17 protein-coding genes and 1 pseudogene are annotated in these 20,124 nt (G+C 57.8%); 8 read left to right on the top strand and 10 right to left on the bottom strand.

Annotated features, from left to right (window positions below):
* Window positions 1-68: 68 nt before the first annotated feature.
* The 3 genes from QTL94_RS21795 to QTL94_RS21785 are packed head-to-tail and all read left to right on the top strand — an operon-like array spanning window position 69 to window position 2,807.
* Window positions 69-1,145, top strand: a complete 1,077-nt coding sequence (locus tag QTL94_RS21795) for an ABC transporter ATP-binding protein (RefSeq protein ID WP_065691942.1) — start codon at window positions 69-71, stop codon at window positions 1,143-1,145.
* The gene (locus QTL94_RS21790) at window positions 1,145-2,008 is read left to right on the top strand and encodes an ABC transporter permease (RefSeq protein ID WP_289803088.1); all 864 of its coding nucleotides are present in this window, start codon (window positions 1,145-1,147) and stop codon (window positions 2,006-2,008) included. The genes QTL94_RS21795 and QTL94_RS21790 overlap by 1 nt, the downstream gene beginning before the upstream one ends.
* Window position 2,009: 1 nt before the next feature.
* Window positions 2,010-2,807, top strand: a complete 798-nt coding sequence (locus QTL94_RS21785; protein ID WP_065691944.1) for an ABC transporter permease — start codon at window positions 2,010-2,012, stop codon at window positions 2,805-2,807.
* Between the two features lie 98 nt (window positions 2,808-2,905).
* Here the strand turns inward: QTL94_RS21785 and QTL94_RS21780 are convergent, their stop codons facing one another.
* Window positions 2,906-3,151, bottom strand: a complete 246-nt coding sequence (locus QTL94_RS21780; protein ID WP_065691945.1) for a hypothetical protein — start codon at window positions 3,149-3,151, stop codon at window positions 2,906-2,908.
* Between the two features lie 485 nt (window positions 3,152-3,636).
* Here QTL94_RS21780 and QTL94_RS21775 point away from each other — a divergent pair, with 485 nt between their 5' ends.
* The 3 genes and pseudogenes from QTL94_RS21775 to QTL94_RS21765 all read left to right on the top strand — a co-directional run.
* The gene (locus QTL94_RS21775; RefSeq protein WP_158007275.1) at window positions 3,637-3,783 is read left to right on the top strand and encodes a hypothetical protein; all 147 of its coding nucleotides are present in this window, start codon (window positions 3,637-3,639) and stop codon (window positions 3,781-3,783) included.
* 133 nt (window positions 3,784-3,916) lie between these two features.
* The gene (locus QTL94_RS21770; RefSeq protein ID WP_065691946.1) at window positions 3,917-5,632 is read left to right on the top strand and encodes a beta/gamma crystallin family protein; all 1,716 of its coding nucleotides are present in this window, start codon (window positions 3,917-3,919) and stop codon (window positions 5,630-5,632) included.
* A gap of 127 nt (window positions 5,633-5,759) precedes the next feature.
* Window positions 5,760-5,966, top strand: a pseudogene (locus QTL94_RS21765) (IS110 family transposase); the annotation flags it as partial.
* Window positions 5,967-6,098: 132 nt separating this feature from the next.
* On the opposite strand, the gene zwf reads toward QTL94_RS21765, so the two are convergent.
* Window positions 6,099-7,568 carry a glucose-6-phosphate dehydrogenase gene (gene zwf / locus QTL94_RS21760; protein WP_289803087.1) on the bottom strand — a complete coding sequence of 490 codons (1,470 nt, stop codon included), beginning with the start codon at window positions 7,566-7,568 and terminating at the stop codon, window positions 6,099-6,101.
* Window positions 7,569-7,925: 357 nt separating this feature from the next.
* A complete protein-coding gene (locus QTL94_RS21755) occupies window positions 7,926-10,031 on the bottom strand; it encodes a bifunctional diguanylate cyclase/phosphodiesterase (protein WP_244499497.1) in 2,106 nt (701 codons plus the stop codon).
* A 352-nt stretch (window positions 10,032-10,383) separates the two neighbouring features.
* Between QTL94_RS21755 and QTL94_RS21750 the strand changes: the two genes are divergently transcribed.
* Both QTL94_RS21750 and QTL94_RS21745 read left to right on the top strand, forming a co-directional pair.
* Window positions 10,384-10,767: a DUF1214 domain-containing protein gene (locus QTL94_RS21750; RefSeq protein ID WP_065691950.1), complete on the top strand. Its 384-nt coding sequence runs from the start codon at window positions 10,384-10,386 to the stop codon at window positions 10,765-10,767.
* Window positions 10,768-10,836: 69 nt separating this feature from the next.
* Complete coding sequence (locus tag QTL94_RS21745; RefSeq protein WP_275078407.1) at window positions 10,837-10,962, top strand: hypothetical protein; 126 nt, start codon at window positions 10,837-10,839, stop codon at window positions 10,960-10,962.
* A 60-nt stretch (window positions 10,963-11,022) separates the two neighbouring features.
* Here QTL94_RS21745 and fhuB read toward each other — a convergent pair whose 3' ends face one another.
* The 7 genes from fhuB to QTL94_RS21710 form a co-directional block, all read right to left on the bottom strand.
* On the bottom strand, window positions 11,023-12,990 hold the full coding sequence (gene fhuB, locus QTL94_RS21740; protein WP_065691951.1) for a Fe(3+)-hydroxamate ABC transporter permease FhuB: 1,968 nt from the start codon (window positions 12,988-12,990) through the stop codon (window positions 11,023-11,025).
* Entirely contained in the window at window positions 12,987-13,868 is an 882-nt protein-coding gene (locus QTL94_RS21735) for an ABC transporter substrate-binding protein (protein ID WP_065691952.1), read from the bottom strand. Before QTL94_RS21735 ends, fhuB begins: the two co-directional genes overlap by 4 nt.
* Window positions 13,869-13,881: 13 nt before the next feature.
* On the bottom strand, window positions 13,882-14,667 hold the full coding sequence (locus tag QTL94_RS21730; protein WP_065691953.1) for an ABC transporter ATP-binding protein: 786 nt from the start codon (window positions 14,665-14,667) through the stop codon (window positions 13,882-13,884).
* 73 nt (window positions 14,668-14,740) lie between these two features.
* Window positions 14,741-15,619: an alpha/beta hydrolase gene (locus tag QTL94_RS21725; RefSeq protein ID WP_065691954.1), complete on the bottom strand. Its 879-nt coding sequence runs from the start codon at window positions 15,617-15,619 to the stop codon at window positions 14,741-14,743.
* Window positions 15,620-15,660: 41 nt separating this feature from the next.
* Complete coding sequence (locus QTL94_RS21720) at window positions 15,661-17,781, bottom strand: TonB-dependent siderophore receptor (protein ID WP_065691955.1); 2,121 nt, start codon at window positions 17,779-17,781, stop codon at window positions 15,661-15,663.
* 438 nt (window positions 17,782-18,219) lie between these two features.
* Window positions 18,220-19,218 carry an ABC transporter permease gene (locus QTL94_RS21715; RefSeq protein ID WP_065691956.1) on the bottom strand — a complete coding sequence of 333 codons (999 nt, stop codon included), beginning with the start codon at window positions 19,216-19,218 and terminating at the stop codon, window positions 18,220-18,222.
* A gap of 34 nt (window positions 19,219-19,252) precedes the next feature.
* Window positions 19,253-20,077: an ATP-binding cassette domain-containing protein gene (locus tag QTL94_RS21710; protein WP_244499498.1), complete on the bottom strand. Its 825-nt coding sequence runs from the start codon at window positions 20,075-20,077 to the stop codon at window positions 19,253-19,255.
* Between the last annotated feature and the right edge of the window lie 47 nt (window positions 20,078-20,124).

Genomic DNA, 20,124 nt, shown 5'->3' with positions numbered 1-20,124 from the left:
GTCCTCTAAGGGTAGGGGCGGCGCGAGGCACTCACGTGCCTCAACCGCCCATTAAACGGGTTTGTCTCATGAGCCATAATGGTTCTTATATTCGTATCGATAACGTTTCGCGGCGTTACAATACATTCAAGGCGCTCGACAGTGTGAGCGTCGACATTGCCAAGGAGGAGTTCATTGCGATCCTTGGCCCGAGCGGTTCAGGCAAAAGCACGCTGCTGCGTCTGATCGCTGGACTAGACCGTCCAACCGAAGGCCGTATTCATTTCGAGGGAAAGGACGTAACGGAACTTGCCCCCCACAAGCGCGGTATCGGCATGGTGTTTCAGGAGTTCCTTCTCTTTCCGCACCGAACCGTGCGCGAGAACCTCGCCTTTCCCCTCAGAATGCGCAAGGAGCCCAAAGCGGTCATCGAGGAACGGGTCGAGTGGGTGGCGGGCGTTCTCTCGCTGACCACGATGCTCGACCGCTATCCGAGCCAGCTCTCAGGCGGACAGCAACAACGCGTCGCGCTGGGGCGTGGTCTGGTGGCGAAACCGACCTTGTTATTGCTTGATGAACCGCTGGCCAATCTCGACCGGGAGCTTCGCCAGGAAATGGAGATCGAGATCCGGCGCTACCAGAAGCAGCTCGGCATCCCTTTCATTTATGTCACGCATAATCAGGAAGAGGCACTCTCGATGAGCGACCGGATTGCCGTGATAAACAACGGTCGGCTCGAAGCGCTTGGTGAGCGACAGGCGATCTATGATCGTCCCCAAACGCCATTCGTGGCCCGCTTCGTCGGCAAGTCCAGCAAGTTCCAGGGGATCGTCGGGTCCAGCGGCGACACGGTGCGACTTGCCCGCTATGACCACGAATTCACGCTTCCCGCAGGCAATGGATTGAAGGCGAAAGACGCGGTCGACATCTTCGTCAAGAACGAGCGCTTTGATCTCACACGCAAGGCCGATGGTGGCGAAGGTATCGCCTGCAGGGTTATGGATGTCGTCTTGCGCGGGCCCTTCCTCGAATACGTGCTGGAGACGGACAGGGGCGACACCGTGATTGCGGTTAAGCCAAAGCGCAATGATCCGTTGCCAACTCAGGAGCGCGTGCTGCTATCCTGGAGCCCGGCTGATTGCCATGTCTTCAAGGCGGGGAATTGATGATGCGCTCAGATCTCCAACGCCGTCTCATTCTGGATGTGCCGACAGGCTTCCTACTGCTCTTTTTCGTCATGCCGTTGACGGCACTTGTTGTCCTGAGCTTCTGGCAGACCGAGAACTACAAGATCGTCCACGAATGGACACTGATGAACTATGGCACGCTTTCGACAGAAGGCGCTTACATCACTTTCTTCCTCAGGTCGCTTGCGATGGCGATTGGCGTCTCGGTAACGCTTGTCGCCATGTCCTGGCCGATCGCCTACTTCATCGTCCGCTATGGCGGGCGTTATCGCATCATCTTTTCACTGCTCCTCGTCATCCCGTTCCTCTCCGGCGAAGTCCTGCGTCTGATTGCGCTTCAAGGCATGTTGGGACCAACTGGGCTGGTCAATGGTGCCTTGCTGCGGATGGGAGCCGCGCCGCTCAGGATGATCATGTATTCCAACACAGCATCGTTCATCGCCTTCATCTATCTCTACCTGCCGCTGGTGGTCACGACGGTATATCTGTCGCTAATCAACTTCGACTTCCGGCTTGCCCATGCTGCAAGCGCCTGCGGCGCAAACCGGTTCCGCATCTTCGCCGAAGTGGTTTGGCCACTCAATCTTTCGGGTACGATCGTCGGCTTCATGCTTGCTTTCATCCCGACGCTTTCCGCTTCCCTTGTTCCCCGTTTCCTCGGAGGTCCGAATGGCACGCTTTACGGCATGTCCATGGCGCAGCAATTTGGCGAGTCGGGCACCTGGGCGCTGGGAGCTGCCATGGGTGTTGTGCTCTTCCTGTTTTCTGCAATCGCGCTCGCGATTTTGAGCTTTGGGGTAGATCTCCGCCGCACAGGCTTTACAGGATTGGGGAGGCAGTAGGATGCGACCGCATTTTTCCGACGCAATCATCAAATGGATGTTGGCGACATTCCTCATCGTCGTCTTCGCCTTCCTTTACATGCCGATCGTGCACATCCTCTTCGCCTCGCTTTCGACGCGGCCCAACTTCCCGTATCCACCGGAATTCAACGTGGCGAGCTACGTTCGCCTATCGACGAACACGGTCTATCAGAGCGCCTTCGCCAACAGCTTGATCCTCGCTTCCTGTACGGCTGTGCTTTCGACCGTGCTTGGATTTCTTGCAACCATTGGAGTGCTACGGTTCGGCGGCAGGCGAGCCCTGGTCTACGCGATCTTTTTCGCAGCGCCGCTTTTTGTCTCGGAGATCCTGCTCGGCATCTCGAGCATGGCCCTCTACTATCTCCTGTTCGAATTGCAGGGGAACATGCTGACTGCCATTGTCGCCAACACGGTACACTGCTTCAGCTTCTGCTTCCTGATCATGGCGGCGATGCTCTACAAATATGATTGGCGCATGAATGAGGCTGCCATTGTCTGTGGTGCCACGCCTTTGCGGTCGTTTGTAGAAGTCATGCTCCCGATAACTTGGCCGGGCATCATGGGCAGCTTGATCACGGCCTTCGTGCTCTCGCTCAATGGTCTCGACGTATCCTTTTATCTCCTGGGCGCGACGCCAACCATGCCATCGGTTGCCTGGGGCGCACTTCGATACGGGGTCAAACCGGAGCTTTACGCTCTCTCCACCCTCATAAACCTCATCGTATTCCTGTTGATCATCGGCTTGCTGATATCAATCAAGGTGAAAAGGAAGGCATGATAGCTGGAAGGAAAATGGCAAGTCGATAAGGTCTGTTCCCATCGCAGGCTCGTGAACCCGCTCCGGCTGTTCGAGAGAAAGCATGCTCAACTGCGGTCCTACGCCAGCGGGGCAAGGATCGCTCCAATCGCAACGAAACCGCCGCCGATCGACGAGTTCGGTGGCGCCCGCTGCGTAACCAGCAGACCATCGCCTGTCAGCAGCAGAGGCAGGTATCCTCGACGGCCTTCTCGCCTCGTGCCTTCCCCTTGGGTACTGATCCGGTGCCCATTTGCACTGATCGTGCAATTATCGCAGGATCCGCCGCCGCTGATCGACTCCACGGCGGCGGTGGCATTGTACATCGGACAGCTCCAATTGACTGACTAGCCTCGGTCCGCTCTCGCCGCCCAATGCGCCGAGGGCCACCACGGCAAAGACAAGAATTAGTGCCGTGCCACAAAGGGCCGACGGGCGGTCCCCCAGCTACCTCTAATTTCCCACCTACGCTGATCTCTGACGACGTCATCCAACTTCTCAGATGCTTAGAGAAGCGGATGTTGACCTAGAATATAGCTCTTAATTCAATAGTAACTAATAAAGTGAACTTCCGATCAATGCCTCGATACATTGAAATTATTCTCGCTCCCTGCGATGTTTTCCGGTAATATAGCTCCAAAGGCGACAGGCGTTCGAAAGAACTCATGAATTAGCGCCGTGGCGCTCGGTACGATTCAAATTTCCCCATGACATGTCTTCCGCCACCGCAAGGTGGTGTCGCTACCGCATGTGTGGCCGCTGTTTTGCACGTCAACGGTCCAGCAGGTCCTGAAGCAACGGGAGAAAGAAGATGGATTTCATTGAACAATGGTTCGGGATTTCCCCAGACGGTGGTGACGGCACGATTGAACTCCTCTTTTTCGCGATCGTCATGGTCCTCCTTACTGTCGTCGTTTGGCGTCGCTGGATAGCGCGTCGCTATTCCCGCAAGTTCTGAGGGTCACAATGGCCGTCGGGTCTGGCGGAGCGGGACATGGCATCACAACGATGCTTCGTTCTTGGGCAACCGTCGGCGAGGCAAGTTGCGACGGCGGTGTATGGACGCGCTATTCTTGCGTGGAGGCACACATATGACCACGGATGTTGTCACAATTTATGAGGACACGGTTTTTGGGGGACGAAGCAAAGCGCTCGCTCCGGGTGGCTACCGCTTTTTCACGCCCGACGATTTCAATGACGTCGTGTCTTCCATCAGGATTCCAGCAGGGCTCGGGGCCCAACTCTTCGAGCATGCGGATGATGGCGGCGGCTACGGCATTTCCATCGACTTGCTGGAGGATTGTCCGGATCTGTCGGTGTATGGCTTCGATGACAAGATCTCTTACGTGAACGTGTTTTCGATCGTTGACCGTCCGGGTTTTGTCTGGGCACGGAGCCGCATGGAAAACGGCCAGTTCATCCCGGGCCACTGGGAGCGCCAACGAGCCAATGGAGCCCTGCCAGACAACTCCACGGCGGTGGTGTCGCCACCCTATGCGCCACATCCCTCCACCGCGGCAACGGTGATGCATGTTGACGGCGCCCAAACAATCATCACGTTTCTGGGCGGCCAGAACAGCTCGGACGCAGCAATGTGGGAACATGCGGTTGCCGACCAGATGGGGATCATCGGCAGCGACTTCAGAGGTCCCGAAGAGATCGGCTCGGCCGCTTTCGAACGGGCATCAAACAATATAGCAATTCCGGACAACTTGAACTTCTGGTATCCGCAGAAGCAGCCGCGTGACCACCGATCCGTCGTCTATTTCAAGCGGACGCTGGTCGGCAAAGTGAACAGTGTCCATATCGCAGATATTAACGGTACCTACGAAGACCATGACGTCAACATAGATGTCATTCCCAATGAAAAGTACCAGTACCTTATCACCGATGGGCATCCGCGCGAGTACACCGACATCATGAGCGCTCAGTGGAATCTGAGTCTTCACCAGTTGGGCAAGCCCAATTGCGACGACAGCGAGAGTGTCGCCGAGGCCGCCCTCGTCGAAGCGGAAATACAGCCTGACGGCGATGTTCACTCCGGAACGGCGCAGACATTGAATGACTTGATTCTGGCACGGGGGCCTCAGGATATCTGCATCTACGGTGTCTGGATCTACGATAAAGGGCACTGCTGCCATTCGGAAATCCATCCCGCCGAGCAAATCTGGTGGCGGGATAATGTCGGGGTCAATCAACACAAGTATACGCTCAACGTGTTCTGCGATGCCTCCAAACGCTTCTGGTGGCGCGACCAGATGGACGACGGCACCAAACTCAAGCCTTGGGGTGCGCCTCCGATTACCGGCACGTTTGCGATCGCGTTCGAGGCTGAATTGGGAAAACCCGCCATCACATTCGAGGTATCCAACATTAATGACTACAACGTCGCGGCCATTCCCAATGGCAACCAAGTCTACAACCTCGTCTACCAGAACAACATTCTCGTCTCGTTCATTCCACACAACGACGCGTTCAAGGTAACTTATGAGAACGTTGGATTGACCCGCGACAATAAGGTCAGGGGATTCCTCGTCATCCAGACAACGGTCGGAACTGTAACCCAGACGACAAACCGGCTGCTCATTCCCAATTCCAATCCGCGATTAGCGCCGATCATTGCGGATATTCCGCCGGGCACCGACGTCAATACGATAGACCAGCGGTTCGAACGTGAAGCCTTCAAGAAAGTTGAAGGGCGCTATATGTTCAGCGTGATGCAGACTGATCCGCTGCCGAACCTTGTACATGGTGTGTGGAATTCCGATTTCCTGCGACACCGGCTGCACGTCGCATCGACTCCTTGAGCCATAGCCGCTTTAGCTTTAAGGCAAGAGCGTATGTCCGTCTTCGTGGCTGAGGTGGCTCGCCCTACCGGTCTTCCGAGGGTTGATCGGATGGGCCGAGCCGATCCTCGTCACAGGGGGACGAGCCATGGCAGATTATAGAGAAGTGTTCGTTGGAATCGATGTTGCCAAGCGGAAGAATGCGATCGCTGTCGCCGAATTCGGCCGGGAGGAAGAAATTCGCTTCTGGGGCGAGGTTGATGCATCGGGTGCAAGCATGCGCCGCATCATCCAGCGGATAGCTGCAAAGTTTGACTGCGTTCATTTCTGCTACGAGGCGGGCCCGACCGGATATCGTAAGAGCCTCGGCCTGAGCATTTAAAACAGTCCAAGTTTTTATCCGCACCCCCTTATGCGCCTAACCGGCTCAGTTCTGCGTGGAAACCAACATATCGCGCGACAAAGCGAAAAAGACTCCCATTGGTCGTCAATCACCCTTTGCGGCATCCCGCCATGCCCGCTCAAACGGTAGACGCCAAGCGTGGGGCGCAATAAGTTGGTGAATGGACTTCGGCCCCCAGCCGGCCTGATCGTAGAGGCGCACCGGTGGCGGGTTGTCGAGAAGAGGCTGGGACACCTCCCAGAGGCGCTCGATGCCCTCGGCTGTCGTGAACAGCGTATGGTCGCCGCGCATGGCATCGAGGATCAGACGCTCATAGGCCTCCAGAACTTCGCCGATAAGGCCGGTTTCACTCATGGCGAACTGCAGTGAAAGCTTGTCGAGCCGGAAGCCCGGGCCTGGTCGCTTTCCATAGAAGGAAAGCGAGACCTTGGACGCATCAGCGAGATCGAACGTCAGGTGATCAGGCCCCTGGGCCCCCACGCCGGAGCCTGGGGGAAACATCGATTTCGGCGGCTCACGGAATGCTATTGAGATAATGCGCTGCCCCTCGGCCATGCGCTTGCCAGTGCGCAGGAAGAAAGGCACGCCGGCCCAGCGCCAATTGTCGATGGCGCATTTGAGGGCGATAAAAGTATCTGTGTCGCTTTCGGGATCGACGCCAGGCTCATTGCGGTAGCCGATATATTGACCGCGCACGACGTCACGCGGCTCGATCGGTAACATCGAGCGGAACACTTTGTTCTTTTCTTCCGAGATTGGCGCAGGTTCGAGAGCCGTCGGCGGTTCCATCGCCATAAACGCGAGGATCTGAAAGAGGTGGGTCACCACCATATCACGATAGGCGCCGGTGGTTTCGTAAAAGGCGGCACGAGTAGAAAGGCCGAGCGTTTCCGGGACGTCGATCTGCACATGGTCGATGAAATTGCGGTTCCAGATCGGTTCGAACAGGCCGTTGGCAAATCGGAAGGCCAGGATGTTTTGCGCCGGCTCCTTGCCGAGAAAGTGATCAATGCGAAAAATCTGCTTTTCGTCGAATACCTCGTGCAGCTTCTTATTCAGCTCAACAGCGCTCGCAAGGTCCGTGCCGAAGGGCTTCTCCATGATGATCCGCGAGCGCTCCGTCAGGCCGGCCTGAGCAAGGAGTTGTACGGCTGGAAGGGCGGCGCTTGGTGGCACGGATAAGTAGTGCACGCGCCGTGTCTCCGGTCCCAGCGCCTCTTCAGCTCTGTCGACTGCTTCCTTCAGCGCTCCGGCACCGGCAGCGAGTGGGACGTAGTCAAGCGAGGCCGCGAACGCTTGCCATTCGGGCTCCGAGAACTTGCGCGTCAAGAACTTGTCGAGCGAGTCTCGGGCTATGGAGCGGAAGCCATCAGCATCGATATCGTCGAGTGAGACGCCTATGATGCGGCAGCCCGGGATAAACCCCGCTTTGGTAAGGTGGAACAATCCCGTCAGAAGCTTGCGTCGTGAAAGGTCGCCCGTTGCGCCGACGAGCACGACGACCTGTGGATAGCCGGGACCGACCCGAGTTGAATTCTTGCGCAATCCGCCCATCCTGAAATCTTGCGTTGTGTCTCGGGGATGGGCTAGCGCGTGCCATCGCGAAGCGGCTATGCTCGATCGCGAAGTCACGATCTGGAAGCTTATCCCTCTGGGGTTAATAGAGGCATGGATTGCTCGGCTGAGCAAGAGAAAGCGAGACCCTTCCGCTGTCGTGGGGCCGCGGAGCCCCCGATCCATAAAGGCCGTTCAGGATCGGCGGTAAAGTCCGGCGGTCTTTCTCGTGTGACCCGCTGCCATGTGGCGCTAGTTAAGCAAGAAATGATGCCGGGAGGCGGCGGCACGAACGTCCGGCCAACGATGGTTACCTCTCCAATCTCTGAACCGTAATCCGTGTTTGCAGCCAAAAAACTACGCTGCCTCGCCAAACACATGCTCCGAGTTCCAACCGGCAATAAACAACGACAGCTCGCCCGCAGCAACCGGCTTGCTGAAATAGAACCCCTGGACCTCGTGGCAACCCTGTTGCCGCAGGAAGGCTGCCTGCTCGATAGTTTCGACACCTTCGGCAGTGGTTACCATGTTCAGGCTCTGCCCAAGACCAATGACGGATTTGACAATCGCTGCCGATTTTTCCGTGTTGCTCAAGTCACCAATGAAGGATTTGTCGATTTTGATCTTATCAAAGGGGAACGAGTTCAGATATCCGAGCGACGAGTATCCGGTTCCGAAATCGTCCATGGCGACTTTCACTCCTAGCGATTTCAGACCGCTGAGAATCTCCAGGGCCGCAGTCGCGTCGTTGATCAGAACGCTTTCGGTGATCTCCAATTCAAGACGCGCTGGGTCGAGCCCTGTCCTCGCAAGGATTTGACGAACTGTCTCGACGAGTTCCCGATTTCGAAACTGAACGGGAGAAAGGTTGACGGCCACCCGGAGCCGCTCCCATTCTAGCGCCTGAGAGCACGCTGTTTCGAGGACCCACTCACCGATTGCGACAATCTGGCCAGTCTCCTCGGCCAATGGGATGAAATCCGCGGGAGAAACCAAGCCCCGCACTGGATGGCGCCACCTGACAAGAGCCTCGACAGCCGCGATATTTCGCGTATCCAGCTCGATGAGCGGCTGGTAGTGCAGTTCGAGCTCCCCTTTCAGAACCGCTTGACGCAGATCGTACTCCAGCACTCGGCGTTCCTGAAGCTCGGCGTCCATCTGAGCTTCAAAAATCCGGTAAGTTGCTCGCCCCCCTTGCTTCGCGCGATAAAGTGCGATGTCCGAGCTCTTCAGCAGCCGCTCCGGGTCACTTTCGGTGTTGGCCAAGGCGATGCCGATGCTGACGCCGATGTGGAGGTTTTGACCGTCAACTATGAACGGCGTGCGAACGCTTTCGATTATCTTTTGACTGAGTTCTTCGGCGTCACGCGGTTGGTTTGTGCCGATCTGAATAACAGCAAACTCATCCCCACCCAGGCGAGCAACCGTGTCGTTGTAGTTGACGCACTTCATCAGGCGTTCGCTGACTTGTTGTAGCAACTGGTCTCCAGCTGCGTGCCCCAGGCTGTCGTTGACCTCTTTGAAGTTGTCGAGATCAAGGCAGATCACCGAGACTGCCGACGATGGTATTGCACTTGCCAAAGCAAGATCTAGCCGCTCGCGGAACAATACCCGGTTTGGGAGACCGGTAAGCGCATCATGATGAGCAAGATGAGTCACACGCGTCGCGGATGCCTCAAGAGCGATAGTCGACCTGCGGGCGTTCCTAACAACAAGAACTGAAAACGCAGCCAGAATAATGAGTGCGAATGCAAGCGGGGGAACGATAAAGTTTAGAAGTTGATCGCCGGGCTTCGGAGGTGACCAGGATATCGCCCCCAGATACATCCGGTTCTGAGTCATCAACGGAATGGACGCTTCCTTTCCGGGCTGACTATCAAGGGTAATGTTGAGATCGGTCAGCAGATAGTCGTGCCCCATCTGATCCAGAAACTTCTGATCCAGCCGCTTGGCGAAAACAAGCATTGTCAGCTCACTCGCCTTTACCGTCGCGCGATCGACTGATGGTGGAACAATGCCATTTGCGGCGACCACGTAGATATCATCGCCAGACTTGATCAGACTGGTCGTCGGATTGGGTTGTATGGACGCCACATGCAGGAGGTCGCGCAGGCCACGTGGCATCAGGGCCAAGGCATCGACCTTGGTCGGAACACCGTCGATTAGACTGTAGATGGTTCTGTCGCTCGGACCGACCACGAAGACCATCTCATAACCAAGATCGTTGTAAATATTTGCCGCGATGTTTCCATCTGTAACTGCCCAGCCCAGATCGATGCCCCCGTTGAGGTGTTCATAAACGTCCGGCCGGATTGTATAATCTCTCAGATTGCGGCCAACCTCGCGTGCCTTCACTTGGAGTGCAGTTGTCGCGAGCCTCGTCGAGGCTTCGATCTCCAACTGGTTCTGTTGCCGAGCAGATAGAGAAAGGAACCCGATAACAACGGCGATCATGACCAGCATGAGACCAGCCATCGGATATACGATGCGCCTTGTGAACTGCTGACTGGAGAAACGAGCCGAACTGGACGTAAAACTGCGCATATCATCCTCGCTAAGGTTGCGGGAAAGCTACAGTTGCAACAACAAACGACAGGTTAAATCTAACTGCGCTGTTTAAATACAGTTAATAGAAATGTTAAAACTTGTAGCTATATTTCGGACTGGCCTCCCTCCTGAAACGGCACGGTCGACATCGAGCAGTCTGACCCCGTTCCCGACGAATTCGCATCTTGCTGCCGAGCCCTACAGTCAGCTTGACGCCCGTCAGAGCTTCTTTACCGCCTAGTCTACCAGTCCCGGCATGGCGTTAAGTATGGAGAACGTCGGCGCCAAGTATCGGGAGGCCTACAAGGACGCGGACGGCGAGTATCTTTCGGGCGACGTGTCATATCGCCTCCATCTGCAGAAGGACATTCCTGCTCATATCTTGTCGGTGACGGTCTACGATCCCATCACGAGCGCGGGCCTCGACAATGGCCAGCCGTTCCCGTCGTTGAACACCATGGACAAGCCCGTGCAGAATGCGGACGGCACCACGGATATCTACGTCGGGCCGAAATCACCCGGCGCGGACAAGAACTGGCTGGCGACGATCCGGGAAAGGGCTTCTTCGCCAGCCTGCGCCTTTACGGCCTGCTTCGGCATTCTTCGAGAAGACCTGGAAACCCGACGACATCGTCAAGATCAAGTGAGGTAACGTCGTGAGATCGATATTTCTTCTTGTAGCGGGGATGGTCGCCTTTGGCGCGGCGGAGGCGGTTTCGAGATGATGACGCCGATCCCTCCGGAGATCACCACGCCAGATCGCCTCGATACCCGTATTGGCAATCTCGATTTCAACGATGGCGTGGGCCACGGCAGAAACCGCGCAGAAGGTCTGGGACCAGCTTGATTTCAGCGGTGGAATCGAGGCGTTTCTCAATGGCATCCCCGGTGCCTCGATGGAACCTGTTTAGGCCTTCTTCCGCATCATTAACATCAAAAACGGCGCGCCGATCATTGCTGAAACGAGGCCAGCCGGGATCTGATAGGGAGACACGATCGTGCGCCCCAGGAAATCGGCTGCCACCATGAGCGCTCCGCCGATCAGCGCCGCACCAACCATCTGCGGCAATGCGCGTGTCAAGCCTGCTTCCCGTGCCAGATGCGGTCCCATCAGGCCAACGAATGAAAGCGGACCGACAGTGAGCGTCGCCGCGCCGGTCAGCAGACCCGCCAATCCAAAGAGAATCAGCCTTGATTTAGCCAATGATACGCCGACAGCGGATGTCGGTGACGGCCCGAGTGGGAGGATATCGAGCCAGCGTCGGGTGGCAAAGGCAATGGCCATCAAGACTGTACCGATAGCTACTTCCATCAAGGCAGTCGGCCCGTCGACGAGATAGGTTGAGCCGCTCATCCAGCGCATGAGCAGAGCTGCCCTCGGATCTCCCGTGGAACTCAGCACACCGACGACTGCGTCGACCATCGCGCTCAGCGCAATGCCGGCAAGCAAGACGCGCTCGGGAGAAAAGCCGGATCGCCGCGAGCTTAGGAAAATGACGACAAGCACACCGACTGCACCGGTAACGGCAAAGCTAAACTGACCGAAGAAACCCGGCGCAATCGCAAACAAACCGATAGCGACACCGAATGTCGATCCCGCACTGATGCCGAGGACTTCGGGGCTCGACATCTCGTTTCCGGTGAGCCGCTGGAGGATCGAACCCGCGACCGCAAGCATTGCACCTGAGGCCAAGGCGGCAAAAATCTTCGGCGCACGAATGGCGAGGATGTCTAATGACATATCACCGGAGAGAATCGAAAGGCTGCCATCGATGCCGCGTCCGACGAAAATGCTGATCCCTACGGACAGAAGAAGTCCGACTGCGACGAAGGCGATCGATCTCGCGGCGCCCGATCGTCGTGGCCCATGCCAGACTGATGATTGTTGTATCCGATGACGGATTTTCAGTCGGGGCAGCAGCGCCAGCAGGAGGGGTGATCCGAAGATCGCGGTCACTGCCCCGGTTGGCAGGAAATCCCCAAGTCCACCAGCGACCAGTTGGAGCACAGCATCGGCGCAGAATAGAAGGCTGCCTCCGATGAGGGGAGACCAAAAGATCAGTTGTCCGGGACGCCGCGCACCCGACAGTCGCGATAGCGTTGGCGCGACAAGGCCGATAAAGCTGATGACCCCGATGGCGCTCGTGACGAAGGCAGAAAGGGCCACGGCGCAGGCGATGGCAATGAAACGCAGCCGACCCACTCTGACGCCAAGTGACGCAGAACTGTTGTCACCGAGATCGAGGAGAGACAACGGCCTTACGATCAAGGCGCAAACGACCGTCACCGCTGCCATTTTCCAGAGCAACGACAGAGGTATGACCCAGCTCTGCTGCGACAGGGACCCGCTTCCCCAGATGAACAGGCTCGCGAGATAGCGCTGGTTGAGATAGGTCAGGATGGCGGAGAGGCCGCCGCACCATAGGCTGAGCACCAGTCCGGATAGCACCAGCGAATAGGGCGAAAACCCACGCCGCGCACCAAGGCTGAGAACAATCGCCGCGGCAGCCGCGCTCCCCGCCAGGGCAACGAGATCGCGACCGGTTCCAAGCAGTCCAGGAAGAAAGAGTGACGCCACCACCAAGGCGAGGTTTGCGCCCGCTGACACGCCGAGCGTCGTCGGATCGGCAAGCGGATTGCGCAAGACCTGTTGGAACAGAGCACCCGCCAAGGCAAGCGCTGCGCCTGCGAGGATCGCTGTCGCCAGCCGCGGCAGCGTCGAATAGTAGAGTACCAGCCGTGTTGCATCGTAGCCTGCCTCTGAAGGGAACCTCAACGAGGGAGTGACAAGCAACAGCGATGCGCCGCCTCCGACGATGAGAAACATGGCGACGACCAGCGCCGGCCCGAGGACGTCTCGGCGAGAGATGATCATGCGTCGCGCTCCAGGAGATCAGTCAGAAGACCCGCAAACCGGATGGCCTCGTTCACCATTCCGAACATCAGGGCTGCGGGCAGGATCGATAAGTGTCCAGGGCGTGAAAACGGGAGCCTGTTCCAGAGAGGGCTTTCAGCAAGCTTGGGAAGAACGTCTGGCGGAACGGGATCGAAAGCCACCAGGCGCGCATTCGGGTCCGTGATCTTGGACAGATCTTCGATACCAATGGTTTCGAAACCCCAATAATTCGATTCCCTCGTCCATGCGTTGTTGACGCCAAGCCGCTCGAACACACCATGAAACAGGCCGGGATTCGAATAGATGCGGACGTGGCGTGCATCCATGAAGTTCACCAAGGCGATCGGCGGTATGTCTTTTCCCGCCAGTCGCTGGCGGCAACCATCAAAGAAGGCTTCGGATTGCTGCAGGAATTCCTCGGCTTCCTTCTCCCGTCCTATTTCTACCGATAGCTTGCGTGTTGCAGCGATTGCCGACTGAAGAAGAGGTCCACTGTCGGGCGTGAATACCTCCAGACGGACAATCCTGCCATAGGGCTTCAGCCTGGGCAGCAGCTCGTCGAGATAGGGCGTCGTCAAAATGATGTCGGGTTTCAGCTGGAGCAGGACTTCGAAGTTCACCTCGAAGGAACTGCCGATATCGACGACGGTATCGGGCATTGCCGGCTCGACCACCCACCGACCCCAGTCCGCGAGATCGGAAATGCCGACGGGCGGCAATCCGAGGGAAAGAAGCGTGGATGACAGGCCATAGTCTAGGCTGACGATTCGTTGGCCAGGCGCCTGAGCGAATAGCGGCGTGGGGATAACCGCCATTGCCGTCGCATACTGCAGAAAGGCCCTTCGCGAGACGAACATTGGCTCTCTCGGCTTAGCAGGCATAGGCGAGGGGGTGGTTCAAATTGGGCGCGGAGATAACGTTCATGTCGATCCCATAAATGTCGTGCAAAGTGTCAGGCACGAGTATTGTGGCCGGCGTGCCGCTGGCAACGACCTGACCGCGGTTCAGTGCGTGGATCCGATCGCAGAAGCGTGCCGCCATGTTGATATCGTGAAGGACGATCACCACGCTCCTGCCGCCTTCATGTGCCAACCGACGAACGAGGGAAAGCACCTCAATCTGGTGGGCGACATCGAGTGCGGCGGTGGGTTCGTCGAGTAACAGACAGCGGGCATCCTGAGCGACCAGCATCGCAATCCAGGCGCGTTGCCGCTCGCCGCCGGACAGCGTACCAACCACGCGATCCGCGAGCATTTCTATGTGTGTTGCCGCAAGGGCTGCATCGACCTTGTGCCTGTCGGTCTCGGAAAAACGACCGAGCGCGCCATGCCATGGATAGCGCCCGCAACCGACAAGTTCGCGAACCGTCATCTCCAGGCCCGTGCCGAGATCTTGTGGCAAATAGGCGACCGCTCGCGCGAAGTCGCGGTCGCCATAATCTCTGAGTTCACGGTCGCCGCAGACGACGGCTCCTGATGTGGGCGAGAGTTGGCGCGCAAGGATCTTTAACAGACTCGACTTGCCCGATCCGTTGTGGCCAACCAGGGCCACCACTTCGCCTGCCGGGAATTCGAGACTGACATTGGACAGGATCGTGTTGCCCTGGATCGAAAGCCCAACGCTGCTGACTTCAAAGGCTTTTGTCGCTTCGGACATCTCTTGCTCGGGCTTTGGCGCGGTCAAAGTGTTTCCTTTAGATTTGGACGTCGGCTATCGGGTCCGGAGGTGGTCAGCGGCCCGCGCCAGCCGTTTCAAACGCAATACCCACGGCGCGATTGACGGCTGGTCCGAGCACGGACATGTGAGTCTGTCCTGCAAAGAGCTCGAATTGCGTGCGAATGCCGGTCGCAGGATCATGCAGCCGATCTGCCATTTCCTGCGCCAATGCAACGGTGCGTTCGATCTTCCTTTTCTCGCTACGGGATGCAGCATCCTCGTTGCGATATTGGAAGGGAGCAAGCTCGTCGCCTTCATACTCGCCGGCTGACAGATGAAGAAAGACCGCGGAGCCAGTAATCGGTTGCCGGCGCGCCTCATTGTTCAGGATTTCGCTTTCCTCCCAGTAGATTGTCGGACTGGCGGCAATCCAGTTGGTGAAAAGCGCCGGGCGTTCGAAGAGAGCATAAAGCGTAAAAAGCCCGCCGAAAGAATGCCCGAACAGCGATCGGCGCGTTGGATCGATCCGCGTCATTGCGTCAAGCCGTGGAAAGAGCCGGTACTCGATAAAGTCGACGAGTTGGCCGGTCCCGCCGATGCGAACTGGAGGCCCGCCCTCGAAATAGGGCGGATAGGATTTGATCGGCGGCGGTCCAAGGTCCCAAGCCCTGCGGAAGGCATCATAGGGTTCGTCGGTGGGATAACCGATCGCGGCAACGACACCCCAGTCGACGTTGGTTCCAGTCGGATAGGGTGCTTGTGTCACGGTGCTGGCAAAAGCAAAAGGGAATGTCGCATTGCCGTCGGTCGTGACCAAAAGAGGCCAGCCGCCGGCGGGCGGCTCTCCTTTTGGTATGAAGAGCAGGATGCGATAGGGCTCACCTCCATCCATCGGTTCCAGTTCAAATTGAACTGTTCCCGGCAAGGCGCAAGCTTCTTCAGTCGTGTTCATCGCTTTTCGCCCCATCGATCGGCAAGTGGCTGCAAGGCTCGTTACCACTTGTACTTCAGCGCGCCCATGACCGTGCGACCCTGGCCGGTATAGCAATAGCCATCGGTGCAGACCTGCTCGCGCCGGTCCGCGAGGTTGGTCGCGCTTACCGAAAGCGACAGCCCCTTAAGATCGGGGGACTGGACGCCAAAATCATAGGACACGACCGCATCGAAGTAGGCGGCGCCGGGGTTCCTTGCGGTGTTCGCATCGCTGGTGAAGGAGTTGCTCATCGCGCGAATGCCGCCACCGAAGCTGAGCCCAGGTATGGCAGAGGTCTCCGGCATCTCATAGTTCACCCACAACGAGGCGACATGGCGTGGTACCGTCGAGGGCGCATTTCCGATCAATGTCGGGTCGTTATTGCCGGTGATTTCGGCATGGGCATAGGTGTAGGCGGCAATCAGGCTGATGCCGTTGTCGAACTGGGTGCGTCCTTCAAGCTCGAATCCCGTGTAGGTGTTCTCCCCTGAATTCTCGGAAAACAGGAAGCTTGAGTCATATTGGGGCTTGCCCGTTTCGACCAACCGATAGACGGCACCGGTTAGAGAATAGTTCTCACCTTCGGGCTGGTACTTCACGCCAGCTTCGATCTGGCGTCCTTTGGTCGGATCCAGAACCGAACCGTTTTCTGCAAGCGCAGTCGATGGGACGAACGAAGTACCGTAGCTGACATAAGGTGCGATGCCGTTGTCGAACAGATAGAGCAGCCCCACTTGGCCGGAAAGGACGCCATCATCCTTCACGCTGGTCGAGCCGCCGGTACCCTTTGCGGTGGATTCCTGGTGTGCCCAGTCATAGCGAAGGCCGGCAACGGCGCGCCAATTGCCAAGTTCCATCTGATCCTGGGCATAGATGCCGGTCTGGTTAAGACTGCTGCCCGTGAAGTAGGTGAGCGCGGGAACCGGAACGCTGGCGCCGGGCGTATTGGCCGCGACGCTGCTGCTACCCATGGCGAAGTCGGACGAGACCCAGGTGTAGTCAAGGCCCGTGAGCACCGTGTGGGAGACGTCGCCGGTATCGAACTCACCCTCGAGCTGGTTGTCGATCTGATAGCTGCGCATGTCCTCCGTCACTGCCGTGGTCGGCCAGCTGCCGTCTGCGTTGACGTTGACGCGGTCGAGGTAATGCGCCTTCAGATCCGATTCGCCTGCGCGGGCATTCTGGCGGAAGGTCAGGCCGTTGTCGAACTTGTGCTCCAGCTGATAGCCGAGCTGATATTGCTCGACTTTCTGGCTGTTGAAGTCCGGGTCGGTGTAGAGGAAGACGTCATCGCCCTGCAGGTAGCTCCAGGCGCTTGCAGCTGTCTCGCTCTTCTGCGCCAATCCATAGACGGTGAAGGTTGTGTTCTCGTCCGGCTTCCAGGTGGCGGACGGCTGCAGGAGATAGCGGTCGTCGGCGATGTCGTAGCTTCCTTCGCCTTCACGGGCCAACCCGACCAGACGATAGTTGATCTCGTCGTTGATCGGCCCGCCAAAATCGAAAGCAGCCTGCTTGCGGCCAATGGTGCCGTATTGCAGTTCGACCTCGTGATGTTCTTCCTCGAGCGGCATCTTTGAGATGCGGTTCACAATACCGGCGGCGCTCGCCGCACCGTACATCACCGATACCGGACCCTTCAGGACTTCGATGCGATCCAGCGTGTAGACTTCCGTCATGAACGAGCCGTAGTTCATGATCGGCTGGCGCAGACCATCGCGGAAGTCGCCGGTGGTCGTTGTCTCGATACCTCGGATGTAGATCTGGTCGAATCTCGGGTCGTAACCGAAGGCGCCGGTGGTGACGCCCGAGGCGTAGCGGGCCGCCTGGATCATGTCGGTGACGGCGCGCTCGTCCATTTCCGCGCGGGTAACAACAGATATGGCGCGCGGAATCTCGACCAGAGGCGTATCAGTCTTTGTGGCCGATACCGTGAGTCGGGGAACGACCGTTGCGTTGTCCTCGCTGATCGACTGGGGATTCGAGTTTTCGCTGCTGACGGTGATTTTCTCCAGTTCCGTGCTGTTGCTGTCCTGAGCAACGGCTGTGCCCGCGTTCAGTACGGTTGCAGCGACGGATGCAACGAGCATCGTGGAGTTTAGAAGGCCGCAATGCTTGCGAGCGTGTTTGAAAGAAAATGACATTGCGTACCCTTCCCCGGCAAGCAGAGGCGCCGGCTGTTCGCTGACGCAAGACTAAAGATTTCAGGGCAGCACGTTGCGCTGCCGAAAGGCATGTCGCCTTCGGGCGCATCAATAAAAACATTACTAAATGAGTCAAGATATTGCGCTTGCCATTGCGACATTCCTCGCTTTTGTCGCTCAAATGTCACAACCTGGTTGCGACGGGCTGGTCGGTGCTCATGGCCTCCAGACGCCTCGACTACGCGGTCTCGCGGGATTTGGAAGGCTAGAGTTACCTAGCGATCTAAGGTTCATATCCCATCAAGACTGGCTGCTGTCGTTGGCCAGACACCGGCAAACCAATCGATCGACGAGCTTGCGAGGGCAGAAAAGGCGGATCAAAATCCTCTGGTGGGACCGATTTTCGGGGTAACCAACTGACCGCCCCATAGCCCGTTACTAATCGCTGCGTCCCAGGTTTCTCAATCGGTCGAATAGAACGGCCAGAACAATCGCCGCGCCGATGAAGGTGCCTTGCCAGAAGGCGTTAATGCCGAGCAGGCCAAGGCTGTTGCGGATGACCTCGATCAAGGCGGCACCAACGATGGCACCAAACGCGGTGCCGACGCCGCCGGCCAGATTGGCGCCACCGATGACAGCTGCGGCGATAACCTGGAGCTCCATGCCGGCCCCAATGTTCGTGGTCACGGCGCCGAGCCAGCCGGTCTGGATGATGCCGGCCACGCCCGCCGAAAGCGCCGAGACCATGTAGACCACGACCTTGATCTTCCTGACGGGGACGCCCGTCAGCGTCGCGGCGTGCTCGTTTCCACCGATGGCGAAGACGTAGCGTCCAAATCGCGTCCAGCGCAGCACAAAGCCGGTCAACAGTGCCAGCGCAGCCATATACAGCACCGGATTGGCGATGCCGAAAAGCCATGCTCCGCCGCCGAGCGCCAGCAGCTTGTCGTGATCCGGTCCAAACTGGAAGACAACGGTGTTGTTCGAGGCGACCATCGCGAGGCTGCGGGCAATGGAGAGCATGCCGAGTGTGACAACGAAGGGCGGGAACCCGAGGTAGGCAATCAAAATACCGTTGAAAGCGCCCACGACCAAGGCTGTGCCGATCGATGCGGCAATGCCCGTTCCGATGCCGTATCCGGCATGCATGGTCACCGCCAGCACCATGCTGCAGAGGCAAAGCACCGAACCGACCGACAGGTCGATGCCTCCGGTGATGATGACCAGCGTCATGCCGAGGGCGATGATTGCGATGAAGGTGACGTTGCGGGTGATATTGTAAAGGTTGGTTGGGGTGGCGAAGGAACTGGTGGCGAAGGACAGGAATATGCAGGCGAGGATGACCGCAATGAGGACCCAGAAGGTCTGGCTCGCAAATACGGACGAGAACCAGCTGCGTTGCTTCTGTGCTATCGTCTGATCGAGGGTTATTGCCATGGTCGACCTTCGCTCACGTTTGGTCCCGGGTTTCTCAGACCTGTTCGATTGCGCCTGTTATGAGGCCCGTGACTTCCTCCGGCGAACTCGCGGCGATCTGCTTGTCGGCAACCTTGCGCCCGCGCCGCATGACGACTACGCGGTCAGCAACCGAGAACACATCAGGCATGCGGTGACTGATCAGAATGACGGCGATGCCGCGATCACGCAGTTGACGGATAAGGGCGAGAACCTCAGCAACCTGACGAACGGAAATGGCGGCTGTCGGCTCGTCCATGAGGACCAGCTTTGCCTCGGCCAGCATGGTGCGGGCGATTGCGACAGCCTGCCGCTGGCCGCCCGACATCTGTTTCACCAGATCGCGTGGCCGCGTCTCGGATTTCAGCTCCTTGAAGATCTCGCCCGCGCGTTTGTACATCGTCTTGTAGTCGAGAATGCGTAACGGGCCGAAACCGCGGCGGATCTCGCGGCCAAGGAATACATTGGCGGCAGCCGTAAGATTGTTGCAGAGAGCCAGGTCCTGGTGGACGATCTCGATGCCCCGCTGCCGGGCGTCCACCGGCCGGTGCATAACGAGGTCCTCACCGTCTAGCCGCATCGTTCCGTGGCTTGGGCGGAAGTTCCCTGCGATCATTTTAACGAGCGTCGATTTGCCGGCGCCGTTGTCGCCCATCAATCCGACGACCTCTCCCGGTTCAAGCGAAAACGAAACGTCATTGACCGCCTGTATGGCGCCGAAATGTTTAGAGATGTTGGCGAGCTCGAGAACTGCCACCAGGCGTCTAGCCTCCCAAAGCGGGCGACCCGTGTGAGCCGCTATTTCGCTCGCCAGTTTCCTCCCCGCGAGCGCTTCCGACATTTACCCAGAACCGTGTGAAACCGTCAATCTGATGTCTCTAATTTAGT

It is taken from the genome of Rhizobium sp. S96 (genome assembly GCF_030382195.1).
In the GTDB taxonomy this organism is placed as follows: domain Bacteria; phylum Pseudomonadota; class Alphaproteobacteria; order Rhizobiales; family Rhizobiaceae; genus Rhizobium.
This window is presented reverse-complemented; position numbering and strand designations above follow the sequence as displayed.